The sequence below is a fragment of the Streptomyces pluripotens genome, assembly GCF_000802245.2.
Lineage (GTDB): Bacteria > Actinomycetota > Actinomycetes > Streptomycetales > Streptomycetaceae > Streptomyces > Streptomyces pluripotens.
The window spans coordinates 5163525-5178523 of record NZ_CP021080.1 but is presented as its reverse complement, the minus strand read 5'-3'; the positions used below and the strand labels follow the sequence as shown (position 1 = coordinate 5178523).

Below are 14999 nucleotides of genomic sequence, written 5' to 3'. Positions count from 1 at the left end.
CCAGCAGCGGTTTGGGGGTGGGGGGAGCCGTCCGTGCGCGCCCTCGTACCGTCGTCCTCGCCGATGCGGTGCCCGCCGGCACCGTCCGAGGCCACCGGCCCCCACTGCCGTTGCGCCCGCGCGGTCCCGGTGAACCGGAACCCCGTTGGCTTTTTGCGACCGTTCCGGTGGCAGAGTCGCAACGTCCGGCTTAACGTGGCCGCATGATCGAGCTGGAGGGGCTGACCAAGCGGTACGGCGAGAAGGTCGCGGTCGACGGCCTCACCTTCACGGTCAGGCCCGGCATGGTCACCGGTTTCCTCGGACCCAACGGCGCCGGGAAGACCACGACCATGCGCATGATCCTCGGGCTCGACCACCCCACCGCGGGCGACGTCCGCGTCGACGGCACGCACTACGACCAGTTGAAGGATCCGCTGAGGTGCATCGGCGCCCTGCTCGACGCCAAGGACGTGCACGGCGGGCGCAGTGCCTACAACCACCTGCTGTGCCTCGCGCAGAGCAACGGGATCCCCAAGCGGCGGGTGGCGGAGGTGCTCGACACCGTGGGACTCACCGCCGTGGCCAGGAAGAAGGCGAAGGGGTTCTCGCTCGGCATGGGGCAGCGTCTAGGGATCGCGGGCGCCCTGCTCGGCGACCCGCGCATCCTGATGTTCGACGAGCCGGTCAACGGCCTCGACCCGGAAGGCATCCACTGGATCCGCAACCTGATGAAATCGCTGGCGGCGCAGGGACGGACCGTGTTCGTGTCGAGCCACCTGATGAGCGAGATGGCGCTGACGGCCGATCACCTGGTGGTGATCGGGCAGGGGAGGTTGCTCGCGGACACCTCGATGGCCGACTTCATCCGGCAGAACTCGCGGTCGTACGTGCGCATCCGTTCCCCGCAGCGTGAGCGGCTGCTCGACGTGCTGCACGAGGCCGGGATCACCGTCGTGGAGGCGGGGGGCGAGGCGCTGGAGGTGGAGGGCGGCAAGGCGGAGCAGATCGGTGAACTGGCCGCGCGGTACGGGCTCGTCCTGCACGAGCTGAGCCCGCAGCAGGCGTCGCTGGAGGAGGCGTTCATGCAGCTGACGGCCGAGTCGGTGGAGTACCACGCCGACGCCGGAGCCGGTCCGGCCCCGCAGGACTGGGGCGCCGGCTGGAAGGGCAGGCAGGCATGACGGCCGTACGGGTCATCCGGTCCGAGTGGACCAAGATCAGGTCGGTGGCGTCCACGGTGTGGACGCTGTCACTGGCCGTGGTGGTCACCATCGCCCTCGGCATGCTCATCTCCGCACTGTCGAGGAGCCAGTTCGATTCGATGCCGGTGCGGGACCGGCTGTCCTTCGACCCGACGTTCGTCAGCTTCGCGGGCATGAGCCTCGGCCAGCTCGCCATGATCGTGTTCGGGGTGCTGGTCGTCTCGAACGAGTACAGCACCGGCATGATCCGGGTCTCGCTGGCCGCCGTACCGCAGCGCGGCACCTTCCTGTTCAGCAAGGTCGCGGTGGCCGGCGTGCTCGCACTGGCGGTCGGCATGGCCACGAGCTTCGCCGCGTTCTTCCTCGGGCAGGCGATGCTCGGCTCCCACCGCACGTACCTGGGCGATCCCGGGGTGCTGCGCGCGGTGATCGGTGGCGGGCTGTACATGGCCCTGATCGCGGTGTTCTCCATGGGCGTAGCCGCGATGCTGCGCTCGCCGATGCTGTCGCTCGGCATCCTGATGCCGTTCTTCTTCCTGATCTCCAACATCCTCGGCAACGTCAACGCCACGAAGAAGGTCGGCCAGTTCCTGCCCGACCAAGCTGGCAGCCGGATCATGCGGGTGATCCCGCGGATCGGTGACGACACGCCCTACGGCCCCTGGGGTGGGCTGGGGATCATGGTGCTGTGGGTGATCGCCGCGCTCGTGGGCGGGTACGCACTTCTCAGAAAACGGGACGCGCAGTAGCCGTTCGGCTACGGGGCGTATCGTTATGGCTTTGCTTTCTCTTGACCGGAACCGTCAGCACACCGATATCCTCCTAACCCTTACGGGGGCTTGCGCCCCGCTGTCCTGAACCATTCGATGGGTGCGGAGCATGATCGAGGCTGCAGGCCTGACCAAGCGCTACGGCAACAAGACCGCCGTGTACAACCTTTCCTTCCGAGTGCGGCCGGGAGCCGTGACCGGCTTCCTCGGGCCGAACGGCTCGGGCAAGTCGACCACGATGCGCATGATCCTCGGGCTGGACAACCCCACGTCCGGGTCGGTGACCATCGGCGGCTACCCGTACCGCAAGCTGCCGAACGCCCCCCGGCAGGTCGGTGCGCTGCTCGACGCCAAGGCTGTGCACGGTGGCCGGAGCGCCCGCAACCATCTACTCAGTCTCGCCCAGCTGTCGGGTATTCCGGCCCGGCGCGTGGACGAGGTGCTCGGAGTGGTCGGCCTGCAGGACGTGGCCAGAAAGCGTTCCATGGGTTTCTCGCTCGGCATGGGGCAACGCCTGGGCATTGCCGCCGCGCTGCTCGGCGACCCGCAGGTGCTGCTCTTCGACGAGCCGGTCAACGGCCTCGACCCCGAGGGCATCCTCTGGGTCCGCAACCTGATGAAGGCCCTCGCGGCCGAGGGCCGCACCGTGTTCGTCTCCTCGCACCTGATGAGCGAGATGGCGCTGACCGCCGACCACCTGATCGTCATCGGGCGCGGCCAGCTGCTCGCCGACATGAGCGTGCAGGAGTTCATCTCGGCCAACTCCGCCGACTTCGCGCGCGTGCGCACCCCCGACACCGAGCCGCACCTACGCGAGAAGCTGACCACGGCGCTCACCGAGGCCGGTGGCCACGTGCTGCCCGAGCAGGACGGCGCGCTCCGCGTGACCGGGTTGCCGCTGCCCCGCATCAGCGACCTCGCGCACGAGGCGGACGTGCGGCTGTGGGAGCTGTCCCCGCACCAGGCCTCGCTGGAGGAGGCGTACATGCGGATGACGCAGGGCGCCGTCGACTACCGCTCGACGATCGACCAGAAGGCGGGTCTGCAGCAGCCACTGCCGCCCGGCGCCCAGCCACCGGTGCCGGTAGCCGGTCAGGGCCAGCCGGGCTGGTACGCACCGCCGCCACCGCAGCAGGGCGGGCAGCCGTTCACGATGCCGACCACGCCCGCGGAACTGCACGGCGGGGCCCAGGCGGGTGCGTATGGCACCGCGGCGACGGCTCCCGCCCCGGGGGCCCAGAGCCCCTACGCGCCGCAGCCCACCCAGGCCGACGGTCAGGCGTCGCACGGCCCGGCACCGGTACCGCAGGACCAGGCGCCGACCGCGGCCCCGCCGGCCCCTTCCACTCCGCCGGCCCCCGCCACCCCGCCGGCTCCGCAGCAGGCTCCCACCCCCGCCCCCGCTTCGGCCCCCGCCGACCCGACCGAGCCCGAGGACGCCCGATGAGCACCCACCAGCCCCCGATGCCGCAGGCCTCCGCAGCCGCGCCTGACTGGCAGGCGGCGCCCGGCGGACCGTTCCCCGGCTACAACTCACCGATCCCGATCGTGCGCACCCACCTCGGACACGCGCTGGCCTCCGAGTGGACGAAGATCAAGTCCGTGCGGTCGACGGTGTGGACCCTCGGCATGTTCGTGCTGCTCGTGATCGGCATCGGCCTGCTGATCGGGACGTTGGTCGCAAGCCACGCGGAGCCTTCGGACAGCGGGGACGGGAACCCGCTGACGCTCGGCCTCTTCGGACTGCTCCTGGGCAGCGTCTGTGTCATCACGCTCGGCGTGCTGACCACGGCCTCCGAGTACGGCACCGGCATGATCCGCACGACGATGACCGCCTGTCCCAGCCGGGCCCGGGTGCTCACGGCCAAAGCGATCGTGTTCTTCACCCTCGCCTTCGTGGTGACCCTGGCCGCCTCCTCCCTCGTGGCCATGGCTCAGGCATCCATGCTCCAGGACGCGGGAGTTCGGCCCCCGTCCGGCGCGGAGTGGTTCAAGGCCACGGTCGGGATCAGCCTCTACGTCGCGCTGCTCGGACTGTTCTCGCTCCTCGTCGGCTCGGTCATCCGGCACTCGGCGGGCGCCATCACGATCATGATCGGTCTGGTGCTCGCGCCACTGGTGATCGCCCTGTTCATGGCCGGATCATCCTCGCTGGTCAACGTGCGCGAGTGGCTGCTTGAGTACTCGATCCCGAGCCAGATGGCCGTGTTGTACGCCAACCCCCTGACCGGATCGGGCCCGTCGGGATGGGATCCGCTGTGGATCATCCTGGGGATGACGGTGGTGGCGTACGCGGGCGCGTACGCCCTGCTGGAGAAGCGGGACGTTTAAGGCCGGGGAAGTACCTACCCCGGTCCGCTCGTCCGCTTAGAACCTCGGCGCGTTACGGGACCGCTGCACCCGCGTGGTGCGGCGGTCCTTCGCGTTCCAGCAGGCCTTGTGCCAGTGCCGGCGGTCGTCGACGCCCGCGTGCTCCGGCCAGGCCACCACGTGCGGGACGCCGGAGGGGATCAGCTGGTCGCAGCCCGGGCAACGGTAGGTCTTGCCCTCCGCGCTCGCCCCGGCCACATGGCGCACGCTCCAGTCCTCGCCCTGCCAGCTCTCCGTGGACTGCCAGCCGCCATACCGGCCGGCGCGGTCGTCCTCAGCGCTCCGGCCCGACGATCCGGATGCCTTCGGTCGGTTGCGACGCGGGGACACAGGACACCTCTCGGGGCTATACAGGAAGCACGGACTGCATCCAGCCTACGCGCCGACGGGAGGGGTACGCGTACGGCACCAACCCGTACAAGTCCCCCTCCCCCGCGCCCCATTCTGCAGACAATCCGCAAATCTCTCCGCGAGGCCGTGTCCTGTGCACGTGTCAGACGGTTATGCCGGGTGGGGGAGCTCCGGGTCGGAGCCAAGGAAGCAGGAAATGAGATGCACGTAGGAAGTTTTGTGCTGGCCGCCCAGTTCCCGGGGCAGGGCCAGGGGGAAGCTCTGCACCGGGCGGTCCGCTCGGCAGAAGTCACCGAAGAAGCCGGGCTGGACTCCGTATGGCTGGCCGAGCACCACTTCGTGCCCTACGGCACCTGTCCGTCGGCGGTCACCCTGGCCGCCTTGCTGCTCGGCCGCACCCAGCGGGTGCGGGTCGGCACGGCGGTCAGCGTGCTGCCCACCACACACCCGGTCGCCCTCGGCGAGCAGGCGGCACTGCTGCACCTGACGAGCGGCGGACGTTTCACCCTGGGGGTCGGCCGCGGCGGACCGTGGGTGGACCTGGAGGTGTTCGGCATGGGCCTCGGCGCGTACGAACACGGATTCCCGGAATCGCTCGATCTGCTGCTGCGATGGCTGAGCGAGCCATCGGTGGGGGCCAGCAGCGAGCGGTTCTCCTTCCGCGAGGTACCGGTCGTACCCCGCCCGTCGGAGGCACTGACGGACGCCGCCGGCCCCGAGGTCCTCCTCGCCTGCACCTCGCCGGCGAGCGTGCGGCTGGCCGGCGAGCGCGGACTGCCGATGCTGCTCGGCATGCACATCGGGGACGAGGAGAAGGCGGAGATGATCGCCCTGTGGCGGCACCACGCCCGCGCGGCGGGCCGGCCGGCCGAGGAGATCACGGGCGCCGCCCACGTCTCGGCCGGGGTCTGCCAGCTCGCGGACCGACGCACCGACGCGGCAGAGACCCTGCTCAAGACGATGCCGGGATGGCTGAAACAGGGACTGGACGCGCATATGACGGTGGACGGGCGGGCGCGCGCGATGCGCGACCCGCACGCCTACACCGAACTGCTCTGCGGTCTGCACCCGGTGGGCACCCCGCGGCTCGCCGCCGACCGGCTCGCGGCCACCTCGGAACGCACCGGCATCTCCCGCTTCGCCCTCCTCGTGGAGGGCTCGGGCGACCTCTCGGCCACGGAGGAGAACCTGCGCCGCCTCGGCGCCGAGGTACTGCCCCAGTTGCGCTGACAGGTCACCAGAAGGCAAGCCACCTGGGGGGCTTGCCGCCCCGGTACTGAAAGCACCTCCCGCAGGTGGAGCGGCAAGCAAGCGGCTCATCGTCCCAGCCGTACGCGGCCGGGCGTCAGCAGTCCCGGAGCTCCGGCGACTGGTTCAGCAGCTGGCTGCGCACCGAAGTGAAGCGGGCCAACGTCTCGTCCACCGAGGCCTCCAACGGGAACACCGCCACGCGGTGGCAGTTCTGGAAGGCCAGCCGCACGCCGAAGTGCCGCTGCAGCGCACCGCGTATGGCGTCACTCGCGAGCGCACGCAGCAACTGACCGCGTGCCTGCTCGTCCGGCGGAGGCGTTTGGTTGTCGGCGAAGGGTCCGCCGTCCACCTTCAGCCGGGCCACCAGGGAGCTGATCATCTCCCATGCGTAAGGCAGGGAGGTCCGGACGCAGTCGACGAATGCTGCTTCGTCGACCTCGCCTCGCTCGGCCTGTTCGAGTAGGGCCGGTGAGACGTCGAGCGACATGGGTTCTCCTCTCGCACCCCCGACGAGCAGGGGTTGCCGGACAGGTACGGGAGTTCGCGAGTCCGCGACATCGAACACGCTCAGTACATTCACCGCGACCTCCCGTTCTCTACGGTAGGCAACGGTCGGTGACCACACCAGCAGAACACGTATATGGAACGGTCGGGTTACACCCACAATCGGCCAAGGATGAACAAGAGTTTCCAGGGACAATTGGGGCGACGCACAGGGACCGAGGCAGGCGGATCGCGCACACCTGCGGACGTCGAGTAGCGTTGCCGACCATGCGTCTCGTCATTGCCCGATGCTCGGTCGACTACGCCGGCCGACTCACCGCCCACCTGCCCTCGGCACCCCGCCTGATCCTGGTCAAGGCGGACGGCAGTGTTTCCATCCACGCCGACGACCGGGCCTACAAACCCCTCAACTGGATGTCGCCGCCCTGCTCGCTGAAGGAGGGCACGGGCGACGACGAGGGCGTGTGGACCGTCGTCAACAAGGCAGGCGAGAAACTGATCATCACGATGGAGGAGATCCTCCACGACTCGTCGCACGAGCTCGGCGTGGACCCGGGTCTGATCAAGGACGGCGTGGAAGCACACCTCCAGGAACTGCTCGCCGACCGCATCGAGACCCTCGGCGACGGCTACACCCTCATCCGCCGCGAGTACATGACCGCGATCGGTCCCGTCGACATCTTGTGCCGGGACGCGGACGGTCAAACCGTCGCCGTCGAGATCAAGCGGCGAGGTGAGATCGACGGCGTTGAGCAGCTCACGCGCTACCTGGAACTGCTGAACCGCGACCCGCACCTCGCCCCGGTCCGCGGCGTCTTCGCCGCACAGGAGATCAAGCCTCAGGCCCGCGTCCTCGCCACCGACCGCGGTATCAACTGCCACATCCTCGACTACGACGCCATGCGGGGCATCGAGGACGACAAGTTGCGGCTCTTCTGAGCCCAGCCTTTCGGCGCCTCCCCCAGCCCGTACCCGCACCCCGCCGCGAAGGACACCGCGACGGGATGCGGGAGGGCCGCTACATCACCGTCCCTGGCGTCCCCGTCGCGCTCTCCGAGGCCGATACGCTGTTCGTGGGCCCGGCTGCCGAGCCGAGCGTACTCCCGCCGGTGGAACCGTCCGCCGTTCCCCCGGAGCCGCCGCCGGTCGACGCGTCTGTGCTGCCGCCGGTGGAACTACCCGGAGAAGAGCTTCCCGTGCTCCCGCCCGTCGCATCACCGGTGGAGCCGTCCGTGGCACCGCTGGAGCTCCCGTCGGTGGTACTGCCGGAACTCGCCCCGCTGGCACCACTGGAACTCGCCCCGCTCGTGGTGCCGGCCGACGAGCCGGATGAACCCGACGACCCAGGCGATTCGGACGCCGAGCTCGACTGCGTGCCCACCCCGGGCGGGGTGACGCTCTCCGACGGTCGGGCCGTGTCGGGCGGAGATACCGGGGCGTTCGTCACCCGGTACGTGCCCCTGGGCCCCGGCGAAGTGGGCCCGCCGGTGGTGCCCGGAGGCTTACCGTCGCCCGAGTCCCGGTTCGGATCCGCGCCGAGAACACCGTCGCCCACGCCCTGGCTCACGGACGGGTTGACGTCGACCTTGCCCGCCGGGTCCTTGCCGGCGTCCTCCTTGGACGTCATGCCGAGAGTGACGACCGTACCGAGCACGGCGACGAGCAGCGCCCCGGAACCGGCCGCCACCAAGTTCCGGCGGGCCAGGCGGTGGAAGCTCCCGCGCTCCTTGACAAGCGGGAGCTGATGGGTGACCGGGGGGAGGCTGACGGGCCCGTAGAGTGGCGGCGCCGACTCCTCGTACCGTATCGCCGGCGTCTCCTCGCCCGCCGCCCACATCACACCGGGCACCTCACCGGCGAGGTCGGCGACCAGTGCAAGGGCCCGGCGGCCGGCGACGGAGCCCCGTTTGTCGGCGAGCGCACCGCGCAGCCCGATGGATGCCTCCAACTCGGTGCGGGCTCGCTCCAGATGGCCACGGCACAGCGCAAGGACACCCAGCTCATGGTGGAAATAGGCTTGTTCGGCCACCTCGCCATGCGACCGGGAGGTTTCCGCACCCGAGCGCAGAACCCGTTCCCACGCCCCCCAGTGGAGTCCGGCGGCGAAGGCCGGCGCGGCCGTGCGGGCGAGCCGGACGGCGTGGTTCGCCTCCCCCTCGGCGGACGGGGAGGTGTCCGGCGCGAGGACGGCGAGCGCGGCCAGCACCGCGTCGGCCTCGGCGCACACCCGATCGGGGGTGACCGAGGGGTGGCCGGCCCACCAGGTGTAGTGCTGGGCGGCTGTGCGGGCCTGGTCGGGGACGTCGTCGGCGTATCCAGCCGCCTCCAGTTGGGCCCGCACCCCAGCGGCGAGGCGGTAGCGGGAGCCGACCGCGGAGACCAGCCCACAGCTCGCCAGCTCACCGAGGGCGGCATCGGCGTGGGTGTCACCGACGAGGGCGGGCAGGTGCGCCTGGTGGGGCACCTCGCCGTCGAGGGCGACCGCGAGGCGGAGGGCGGCGCGAGCGGAAGCGCTGAGCCGGGAGGCGAGCAGCGGGGCGGGGGCCGCAGCCTCACCGAGGGAGGGCAGCGGGACGTCCTCCTCCAGGTCCACGGGTATGCCCACGGGCACCTCGTCGACGGGTTCGTACGCGGGCACGTCGTCCACGGGTGCGTCCGCGGGTACGTCATCCACCGGTCCGTCCGCGTCCGCCGGCCCGTCCGCGGGTAGGTCGCCCATGGGTGGGGCCACCGGTACGTTCGCGGGTATGTCCCCCAGGGGTGGGGCCACCGGTACGTCCGCGGACACGTCGTCGGTGCGCCGTCGCATGTCCTCGAAGACCCCGTACACGTCGACCGCCCCGGTGCTGGCCCGCACCTGGTCCCGCTGCCGGAGGAGGGCACCGGCCTGCACGAACCTCAACGGCAGGCCCTCGGATTCGAACCACAGATCGCCGGCCCAGTTCACCTCGTCCTCGCTGAGGACGCGGCCGACGGTCCGCTCCAGGATCTCCACACCGGCAGTGCGATCCAGACCGCCGAGGAGGACCTCCTCGACCTCGGAGCCGACGGAGGGAGCGGCGACCTCGGGAGTGGCGCCCATCAGGAACGCGCACTCGGGGGTGGCGTCGAGCAGCTCGTCCAGCGCCGCGCCGCCCAGCTCCAGGTCGTCCAGGACGACGACCGCGCCGATCTCCCGCAGGAGAGCGAGGAGTTCGCCGCGTTCGGGGCGGTAGCCGGGGGCTTCGTAAACGGCGTGGAAGAGGTCGTACAAGAGATCGTCGGCCGTGCGGTGGAAGCCGTTCAGCCGGACCACTCCGTCCGGGGCGAGATCCAGGCAGTCCTCGGCGACGAGGTCGAGGAGCGCGGTGCGGCCGGAGCCGCCGGGCCCGGTCAGCCGCACGGAGCGGCCACGGGCCAGCAGCCGGACGACGCGTTCGCGTTCGTCCTGGCGCTCCAGCAGGGACAGCACCGGGCGGGCCGGCCCTGGCGGTACGGCAGGCCGGGCGCCGCGCTCACGCTCGGCGCGCTCGGCGGCGGTGCGCTTGCGGGGGCTGCCCGGGCGTTCCACCGGCGGACAGGGCTCTATCTCGCTGCCGTCGACCGGGTTGACGGTCAGTAGCAGGTCGCCGGAGACGAGCCGGGCCATACGGGCAGGCACGGGCATGTTCGGAGCGAAGTCGGAGGTGAGGGATTCCCGGGGCGGGCGACGGCTCGATGCGTGGCCGTGCTCCTCGGGTCCCGGGGTGTTCGGGTCCATGGGTTCAACCCCCCCAAAAGCGTCATGTGCTCGTGATCCGGCCCCTCCCGGCCTTGTCGCACACTGCGCTGTCGCTTCTGGTCCGGGCCCGCGCGGTCGAGGGTTGTGAGGCGGCGGGCGACCGAACCCTAAACCTTCGCCCAGTATCTCCGACAGGGCGGGGTGGCGTCCGGTCCGAGACATCACAGTCTCATGAGGATTGCCCTCGACGTGCGCTTCGGTGGCCGCGTCCGGGTCTCCCCCGTCGCCCGGTTCACACCCGATCGAGGCGTTGTGGCGCGGTCTCCCGGACGGTCACACGCGGGGCAGTGATTCCACGCCGATGCCGCCCTCGATGGCGAGGATGCGGTGCAGCCGGGTGGCCACCAGCAAGCGCTGCATCTGCGGCGGCACACGCCGCAGCACCAGGCGGCGACCACAGCGGCCGGCCCGCCGGTGGGCGCCCATGATGACTCCGAGACCGGTGGCGTCCCAGGAGTCCAGTTCGGAGAGGTCGAGCACCAGGTCACCAGCTCCGGCGTCGACGGCCGTGTGGAGGGCCGTGCGGGCGTCCGCCGCGCTGCGCACGTCGAGGCGGCCCCCGACGACCAGCTCGGCGTGGTCGCCCCTGATGTGCATATGCGCTCCCCGTTGAGTGCGGTTGGCGTACTCCATGACGGTGCTGTGCAACGTCTGACTGTGCGAGTGGCGGTGCGGTTGCTGCTTGTAAGCGATCCGATACCGAATTCACCCCTGGGAGTGATACTCCCGGGGTGAATGTCCGGCGGATGTACGTACGGATGGCTCTCAGTACGTGTAGAAGCCCTGCCCGCTCTTGCGGCCGATGTCACCGGCATCCACCATCCGGCGCATCAGCTCCGGCGGGGCGAACTTCTCGTCCTGGGACTCGGTGTAGATGTTTCCGGTGGCGTGCAGCAGGATGTCCACGCCGGTGAGGTCCGCGGTGGCCAGCGGGCCCATGGCGTGACCGAAGCCCAGCTTGCAGGCGAGGTCGATGTCCTCGGCAGTCGCGACGCCCGACTCATAGAGTTTGGTCGCCTCCACGACGAGGGCGGAGATCAGCCGGGTGGTGACGAACCCGGCGACGTCCCGGTTGACGACGATGCAGGTCTTACCGACGGACTCGGCGAACTCCCGCGCGGTGGCGAGGGTTTCATCGCTGGTCTTGTAGCCCCGGACGAGCTCGACGAGCTGCATCATCGGCACCGGCGAGAAGAAGTGCACACCGACGACCCGCTCCGGGCGCTCGGTGGCCGCTGCGATCTTGGTGATCGGGATCGCGGAGGTGTTGGAGGCGAGCACGGCGTCCTCGCGCACGAGCTTGTCGAGCGCGCGGAAGATCTCGTGCTTGACCTCCAGCTTCTCGAAGACGGCCTCCACAACGATGTCGGCGTCGGCGGCGGCGTCCAGGTCGGTGGTCGGGGTGATGCGACCGAGAGCGGCGTCGGCGTCGTGCGCCTCCAGCTTGCCCTTGCTCACGAACTTGTCGTACGAGGCCTTGATGCCGTCGGTGCCACGCTTGAGTGCCCCGTCGGTGACGTCCCGCAGGACGACGTCCCAGCCTGCCTGCGCGGCGACCTGGGCGATACCGGACCCCATCAGACCGGCCCCGATGACGGCGAGCTTCCGTGCCACTCCGACTCCCTTGAACGCTGTGAACGTCTGCCTCTCCGGCGGACCATAGCGCTCATGCGCTCCCTTGAGGCGGGTAAGTAATGCGTGTCACGGTCTCAGCGGGTGAGACACCGGTCACGTACCGCATGCCGGCCCGGCGGCGCTTCGCAGGCCACTCCGCGCACCCCCGGCCGCGGCGGCCGGAGCGCCAAGTCCTTCCACGGGAAGGCTGGTTGATCCGCCCGGAAATGCCCCCGGATACCCCCTGGATGCCCGTCCGGGAAGGAGGTCAGGTACGTTCAGATCCCGCTCTGCCGGTCAGGACACGCCCCGAACGGCGTAGTTGAGGACCTTCTCGCTCAACAACTCCTCGATGTCGTCCAGGAGGAGAAGTACCTCTCGGGACGCTTCGACCGGTTTGCGGCCGGCGAGCATCTCACGGCTGATGGCCGCGAAGACCGTCCGGTTGACCCAGCACAGCTGACCGGCGACCAGATCAGGCAGTGGATCGCCGGGAGCAGCACACGTCTCCTCGCGCAGCTCCACCTCCAGGGCGTCCTGGATCTCCTGCTCCAGGCTCCACAGTCGCGAGCGCAGCGGCGGGGCCTCGCGAATGACGCGCATGAAGCGGTCGTACCCCTCCATGAGGCCGACCCGGGGGGAGACGGCCTCGACCTCCGCACGCATTTCCCGCAGAACGGCCCGGGCGGCCGACTCCCCCGCATCCCGGCCGCGCACCCAGCGCGCGAGCCGGTCGACGACTCCGGCCGAGCGGTCGAAGAAGAGGTCCTCTTTGGCGGGGAAGTAGTTGTAGACGGTATTGACGGAGACGTCGGCCGCCTCGGCCACGTCCGCCATCGTCACTGCCGTGAAGCCGCGCTCCAGGAACAACCCCGTGGCGATGTCCGAGATCCGCTGCCTGGTCTCGCGCTTCTTCCGCTCCCTGAGCCCCTCTGCCATGCCGCCATCGTAGATCGCCACGCGATGATTGGTGGCACTTGATTTTTGGAGTCATTGCAAAAATCAAGAGACTCTGTTTTTCTGGTGTCATGACAGCAGTCATCAGCGCGGCCGGACTGGCCCGCACGTTCCAGACCAGAAGCGGTCCCGTGGAAGCCGTACGCGGTATCGACCTCACCGTCCGCAGCGGCGAGATCCTCGGATTCCTCGGACCCAACGGCGCCGGCAAGACGACCACCCTGCGCATGCTCACCACTCTGCTCAAACCCACCGGCGGCACGGCCACCATCGCCGGGCACGACCTCGCGACCGATCCGGTCGGTGTGCGCGGGGCGTGCGGGCTCGTGGCCCAGTCCGGCGGGGCGGACCCGCAGATCACCGTGCGGGAGGAACTCATCACCCAGGGTCGGCTGTACCGGCTGCCGAAGGACGAGGCGATCGAGCGCGCCGGGGAACTGGCCCGGGAACTGGACCTCACCGGACTCCTCGGCCGCAGGACGGGCGCCCTGTCCGGCGGCCAGCGGCGCCGCCTGGACATCGCGATGGCGCTCACGCATCGCCCGAAGGTGCTGTTCCTGGACGAGCCGACGACCGGCCTCGACCCCGGCAGCCGCGCCGGCCTGTGGGACCTGGTCCGCCGGCTACGCGATGGCCACGGCACGACCGTCTTCCTGACCACCCACTACCTGGACGAGGCCGATGCCCTCGCCGACCGTCTGGTGATCGTCGACCGGGGCGCGGTCGCCGCCGAGGGCACCCCGAGCGCCCTCAAACTCCGCTACGGCGGCTCGCTCGACGCCACCCTGCAGGACACCTTCCTCACCGTCACCGGCCGCGGCCCCGCCCCAGTCGACCCCGCCCCGGTATCCGTATAGGACATGGGGCCTCTAGGACATAGGACCTCTCGCATGCCACTGCACGACACGGCCCTCGTCTACGGCCGCTACCTCCGCCAGTCCCTGCGCTCCCGCTTCGCACTGCTCTTCGGGGTGCTGACGCCCCTGCTGTACCTGGTCTTCTTCGGGCCGCTCCTCACCGGCCTCCCACTGGGCGGGAAGGGCAACTCCTGGCAGGTGCTGGTGCCCGGCCTACTGCTCCAACTCGGCTTGTTCGGTGCCCTGTTCGCAGGGTTCACGATCATCATGGAGAACGCCCAGGGAGTGGTGGAGCGGATGCGCGTCACCCCCGTCAGCCGCCTGGCCCTGCTCCTTGGCCGGGTGCTGCGCGACGCCACCGTCTTCATCTTCCAGGCGGTGCTCCTGGTGCTGGCCGCGCTGCTGATGGGGCTGCGGGCACCGCTGCCGGGCATCCTCATCGGGTTCGCGTTCGTCGCCCTGCTCACGCTCGCACTGGCCTCGCTGTCCTACGCGCTGGGGATGAAGGTCCGCACCCCACAGGAGTTCGGCCCGCTGATCAACGCGGTGTCGATGCCGTCGATGCTGCTCTCCGGGCTGATGCTGCCGATGACCCTGGCGCCAGGCTGGCTGAACGTGCTCTCGCACCTGATGCCGTTCCGCTATCTGGTGGACGCGGTGCGCGACGCGTACGTCGGCCAGTACACGACCACCCACATGCTGTACGGCGCCCTCGTCGCGATCGGCTTCACGGTACTCAGCGTGACGGTGGGCACACGAGTGTTCCGGACAGCCGGAGCGTAATTACGCTGGCCGCATGGTCAATCTGACGCGCATCTACACCAGGACCGGCGACCAGGGCACCACCAGCCTCGGCGACATGAGCCGGGTGCCCAAGACCGACCTCAGGATCTCCGCCTACGCGGACGCCAACGAGGCCAACGCGGTGATTGGCACCGCCATCGCGCTGGGTGGCCTGGACGAAGCGGTCGTCAAGGTACTCACCCGGGTGCAGAACGACCTGTTCGACGTGGGTGCGGACCTGTCCACACCCGTGGTGGAGGACCCGGAGTTCCCGCCGCTGCGCGTGGAGCAGTTCTACGTCGACAGGCTGGAGGCGGACTGCGACCGCTTCAACGAACAACTGGAGAAGCTGCGCTCCTTCATCCTGCCCGGCGGTACCGCGGGAGCGGCCCTCCTCCACCAGGCCTGCACGGTTGTGCGCCGGGCCGAGCGCTCCACCTGGACAGCCCTTGAGGTCCACGGCGAGACGATGAACCCGCTCACCGCCACCTACCTCAACCGCCTCTCCGACCTCTTGTTCATCCTGGCCAGGATTGCGAACAAGGAGACCGGAGACGTGCTGTGGGTGCCGGGCGGGGAACGCTGACCGGTTCCCCGC

15 protein-coding genes are annotated in these 14999 nt (G+C 69.9%); 9 read left to right on the top strand and 6 right to left on the bottom strand.

Going from position 1 to position 14999, the window contains the following annotated elements:
- The first annotated feature begins 203 nt into the window (after positions 1-203).
- The 4 genes from LK06_RS23415 (at position 204) to LK06_RS23400 (ending at position 4285) form a co-directional block, all read left to right on the top strand.
- Complete coding sequence (locus tag LK06_RS23415; RefSeq protein ID WP_039651540.1) at positions 204-1163, top strand: ABC transporter ATP-binding protein; 960 nt, start codon at positions 204-206, stop codon at positions 1161-1163.
- Positions 1160-1933 carry an ABC transporter permease gene (locus LK06_RS23410; RefSeq protein WP_039651539.1) on the top strand — a complete coding sequence of 258 codons (774 nt, stop codon included), beginning with the start codon at positions 1160-1162 and terminating at the stop codon, positions 1931-1933. The genes LK06_RS23415 and LK06_RS23410 overlap by 4 nt, the downstream gene beginning before the upstream one ends.
- A gap of 130 nt (positions 1934-2063) precedes the next feature.
- Positions 2064-3401, top strand: coding sequence for an ABC transporter ATP-binding protein (locus LK06_RS23405; RefSeq protein ID WP_039651538.1), 1338 nt, complete (start codon positions 2064-2066; stop codon positions 3399-3401).
- Positions 3398-4285 carry an ABC transporter permease subunit gene (locus LK06_RS23400; protein ID WP_039651537.1) on the top strand — a complete coding sequence of 296 codons (888 nt, stop codon included), beginning with the start codon at positions 3398-3400 and terminating at the stop codon, positions 4283-4285. The genes LK06_RS23405 and LK06_RS23400 overlap by 4 nt, the downstream gene beginning before the upstream one ends.
- 36 nt (positions 4286-4321) lie before the next feature.
- Here LK06_RS23400 and LK06_RS23395 read toward each other — a convergent pair whose 3' ends face one another.
- Complete coding sequence (locus LK06_RS23395; protein WP_039651536.1) at positions 4322-4654, bottom strand: hypothetical protein; 333 nt, start codon at positions 4652-4654, stop codon at positions 4322-4324.
- A gap of 222 nt (positions 4655-4876) precedes the next feature.
- Here LK06_RS23395 and LK06_RS23390 point away from each other — a divergent pair, with 222 nt between their 5' ends.
- Positions 4877-5905 carry an LLM class flavin-dependent oxidoreductase gene (locus LK06_RS23390; RefSeq protein ID WP_039651535.1) on the top strand — a complete coding sequence of 343 codons (1029 nt, stop codon included), beginning with the start codon at positions 4877-4879 and terminating at the stop codon, positions 5903-5905.
- A 115-nt stretch (positions 5906-6020) separates the two neighbouring features.
- On the opposite strand, the gene LK06_RS23385 is transcribed toward LK06_RS23390, so the two are convergent.
- Positions 6021-6413 carry an SCO5389 family protein gene (locus LK06_RS23385; protein WP_039651534.1) on the bottom strand — a complete coding sequence of 131 codons (393 nt, stop codon included), beginning with the start codon at positions 6411-6413 and terminating at the stop codon, positions 6021-6023.
- A 284-nt stretch (positions 6414-6697) separates the two neighbouring features.
- Here LK06_RS23385 and nucS point away from each other — a divergent pair, with 284 nt between their 5' ends.
- Complete coding sequence (gene nucS, locus LK06_RS23380; protein WP_043408522.1) at positions 6698-7369, top strand: endonuclease NucS; 672 nt, start codon at positions 6698-6700, stop codon at positions 7367-7369.
- Positions 7370-7448: 79 nt separating this feature from the next.
- Here nucS and LK06_RS23375 read toward each other — a convergent pair whose 3' ends face one another.
- The 4 genes from LK06_RS23375 to LK06_RS23360 all read right to left on the bottom strand — a co-directional run bounded on the left by LK06_RS23375 (position 7449) and on the right by LK06_RS23360 (position 12743).
- The gene (locus LK06_RS23375) at positions 7449-10169 is read right to left on the bottom strand and encodes an ATP-binding protein (protein WP_043432200.1); all 2721 of its coding nucleotides are present in this window, start codon (positions 10167-10169) and stop codon (positions 7449-7451) included.
- Between the two features lie 294 nt (positions 10170-10463).
- Entirely contained in the window at positions 10464-10787 is a 324-nt protein-coding gene (locus LK06_RS23370) for an STAS domain-containing protein (RefSeq protein ID WP_039651531.1), read from the bottom strand.
- A gap of 168 nt (positions 10788-10955) precedes the next feature.
- On the bottom strand, positions 10956-11804 hold the full coding sequence (locus LK06_RS23365; protein ID WP_039651530.1) for a 3-hydroxyacyl-CoA dehydrogenase family protein: 849 nt from the start codon (positions 11802-11804) through the stop codon (positions 10956-10958).
- 297 nt (positions 11805-12101) lie between these two features.
- Entirely contained in the window at positions 12102-12743 is a 642-nt protein-coding gene (locus LK06_RS23360) for a TetR/AcrR family transcriptional regulator (RefSeq protein ID WP_039651609.1), read from the bottom strand.
- 89 nt (positions 12744-12832) lie between these two features.
- Here LK06_RS23360 and LK06_RS23355 point away from each other — a divergent pair, with 89 nt between their 5' ends.
- The 3 genes from LK06_RS23355 to LK06_RS23345 are packed head-to-tail and all read left to right on the top strand — an operon-like array spanning position 12833 to position 14987.
- Positions 12833-13618, top strand: a complete 786-nt coding sequence (locus LK06_RS23355) for an ABC transporter ATP-binding protein (protein WP_043432198.1) — start codon at positions 12833-12835, stop codon at positions 13616-13618.
- Between the two features lie 33 nt (positions 13619-13651).
- On the top strand, positions 13652-14401 hold the full coding sequence (locus tag LK06_RS23350) for an ABC transporter permease (protein ID WP_043432195.1): 750 nt from the start codon (positions 13652-13654) through the stop codon (positions 14399-14401).
- Positions 14402-14414: 13 nt separating this feature from the next.
- Positions 14415-14987: a cob(I)yrinic acid a,c-diamide adenosyltransferase gene (locus LK06_RS23345; protein ID WP_039651527.1), complete on the top strand. Its 573-nt coding sequence runs from the start codon at positions 14415-14417 to the stop codon at positions 14985-14987.
- The last annotated feature ends 12 nt before the right edge of the window (positions 14988-14999 follow it).

What these genes read in the sequence shown, in the direction of transcription:
- LK06_RS23415 (WP_039651540.1), top strand. Translation starts at nt 204, where the DNA reads ATGATCGAGCTGGAGGGGCTGACCAAGCGGTACGGCGAGAAGGTCGCG.
- LK06_RS23410 (WP_039651539.1), top strand. Translation starts at nt 1,160, where the DNA reads ATGACGGCCGTACGGGTCATCCGGTCCGAGTGGACCAAGATCAGGTCG.
- LK06_RS23405 (WP_039651538.1), top strand. Translation starts at nt 2,064, where the DNA reads ATGATCGAGGCTGCAGGCCTGACCAAGCGCTACGGCAACAAGACCGCC.
- LK06_RS23400 (WP_039651537.1), top strand. Translation starts at nt 3,398, where the DNA reads ATGAGCACCCACCAGCCCCCGATGCCGCAGGCCTCCGCAGCCGCGCCT.
- LK06_RS23390 (WP_039651535.1), top strand. Translation starts at nt 4,877, where the DNA reads ATGCACGTAGGAAGTTTTGTGCTGGCCGCCCAGTTCCCGGGGCAGGGC.
- LK06_RS23385 (WP_039651534.1), bottom strand. Translation starts at nt 6,413, where the DNA reads ATGTCGCTCGACGTCTCACCGGCCCTACTCGAACAGGCCGAGCGAGGC.
- nucS (WP_043408522.1), top strand. Translation starts at nt 6,698, where the DNA reads ATGCGTCTCGTCATTGCCCGATGCTCGGTCGACTACGCCGGCCGACTC.
- LK06_RS23375 (WP_043432200.1), bottom strand. Translation starts at nt 10,169, where the DNA reads ATGGACCCGAACACCCCGGGACCCGAGGAGCACGGCCACGCATCGAGC.
- LK06_RS23370 (WP_039651531.1), bottom strand. Translation starts at nt 10,787, where the DNA reads ATGCACATCAGGGGCGACCACGCCGAGCTGGTCGTCGGGGGCCGCCTC.
- LK06_RS23360 (WP_039651609.1), bottom strand. Translation starts at nt 12,743, where the DNA reads ATGGCAGAGGGGCTCAGGGAGCGGAAGAAGCGCGAGACCAGGCAGCGG.
- LK06_RS23355 (WP_043432198.1), top strand. Translation starts at nt 12,833, where the DNA reads ATGACAGCAGTCATCAGCGCGGCCGGACTGGCCCGCACGTTCCAGACC.
- LK06_RS23350 (WP_043432195.1), top strand. Translation starts at nt 13,652, where the DNA reads ATGCCACTGCACGACACGGCCCTCGTCTACGGCCGCTACCTCCGCCAG.
- LK06_RS23345 (WP_039651527.1), top strand. Translation starts at nt 14,415, where the DNA reads ATGGTCAATCTGACGCGCATCTACACCAGGACCGGCGACCAGGGCACC.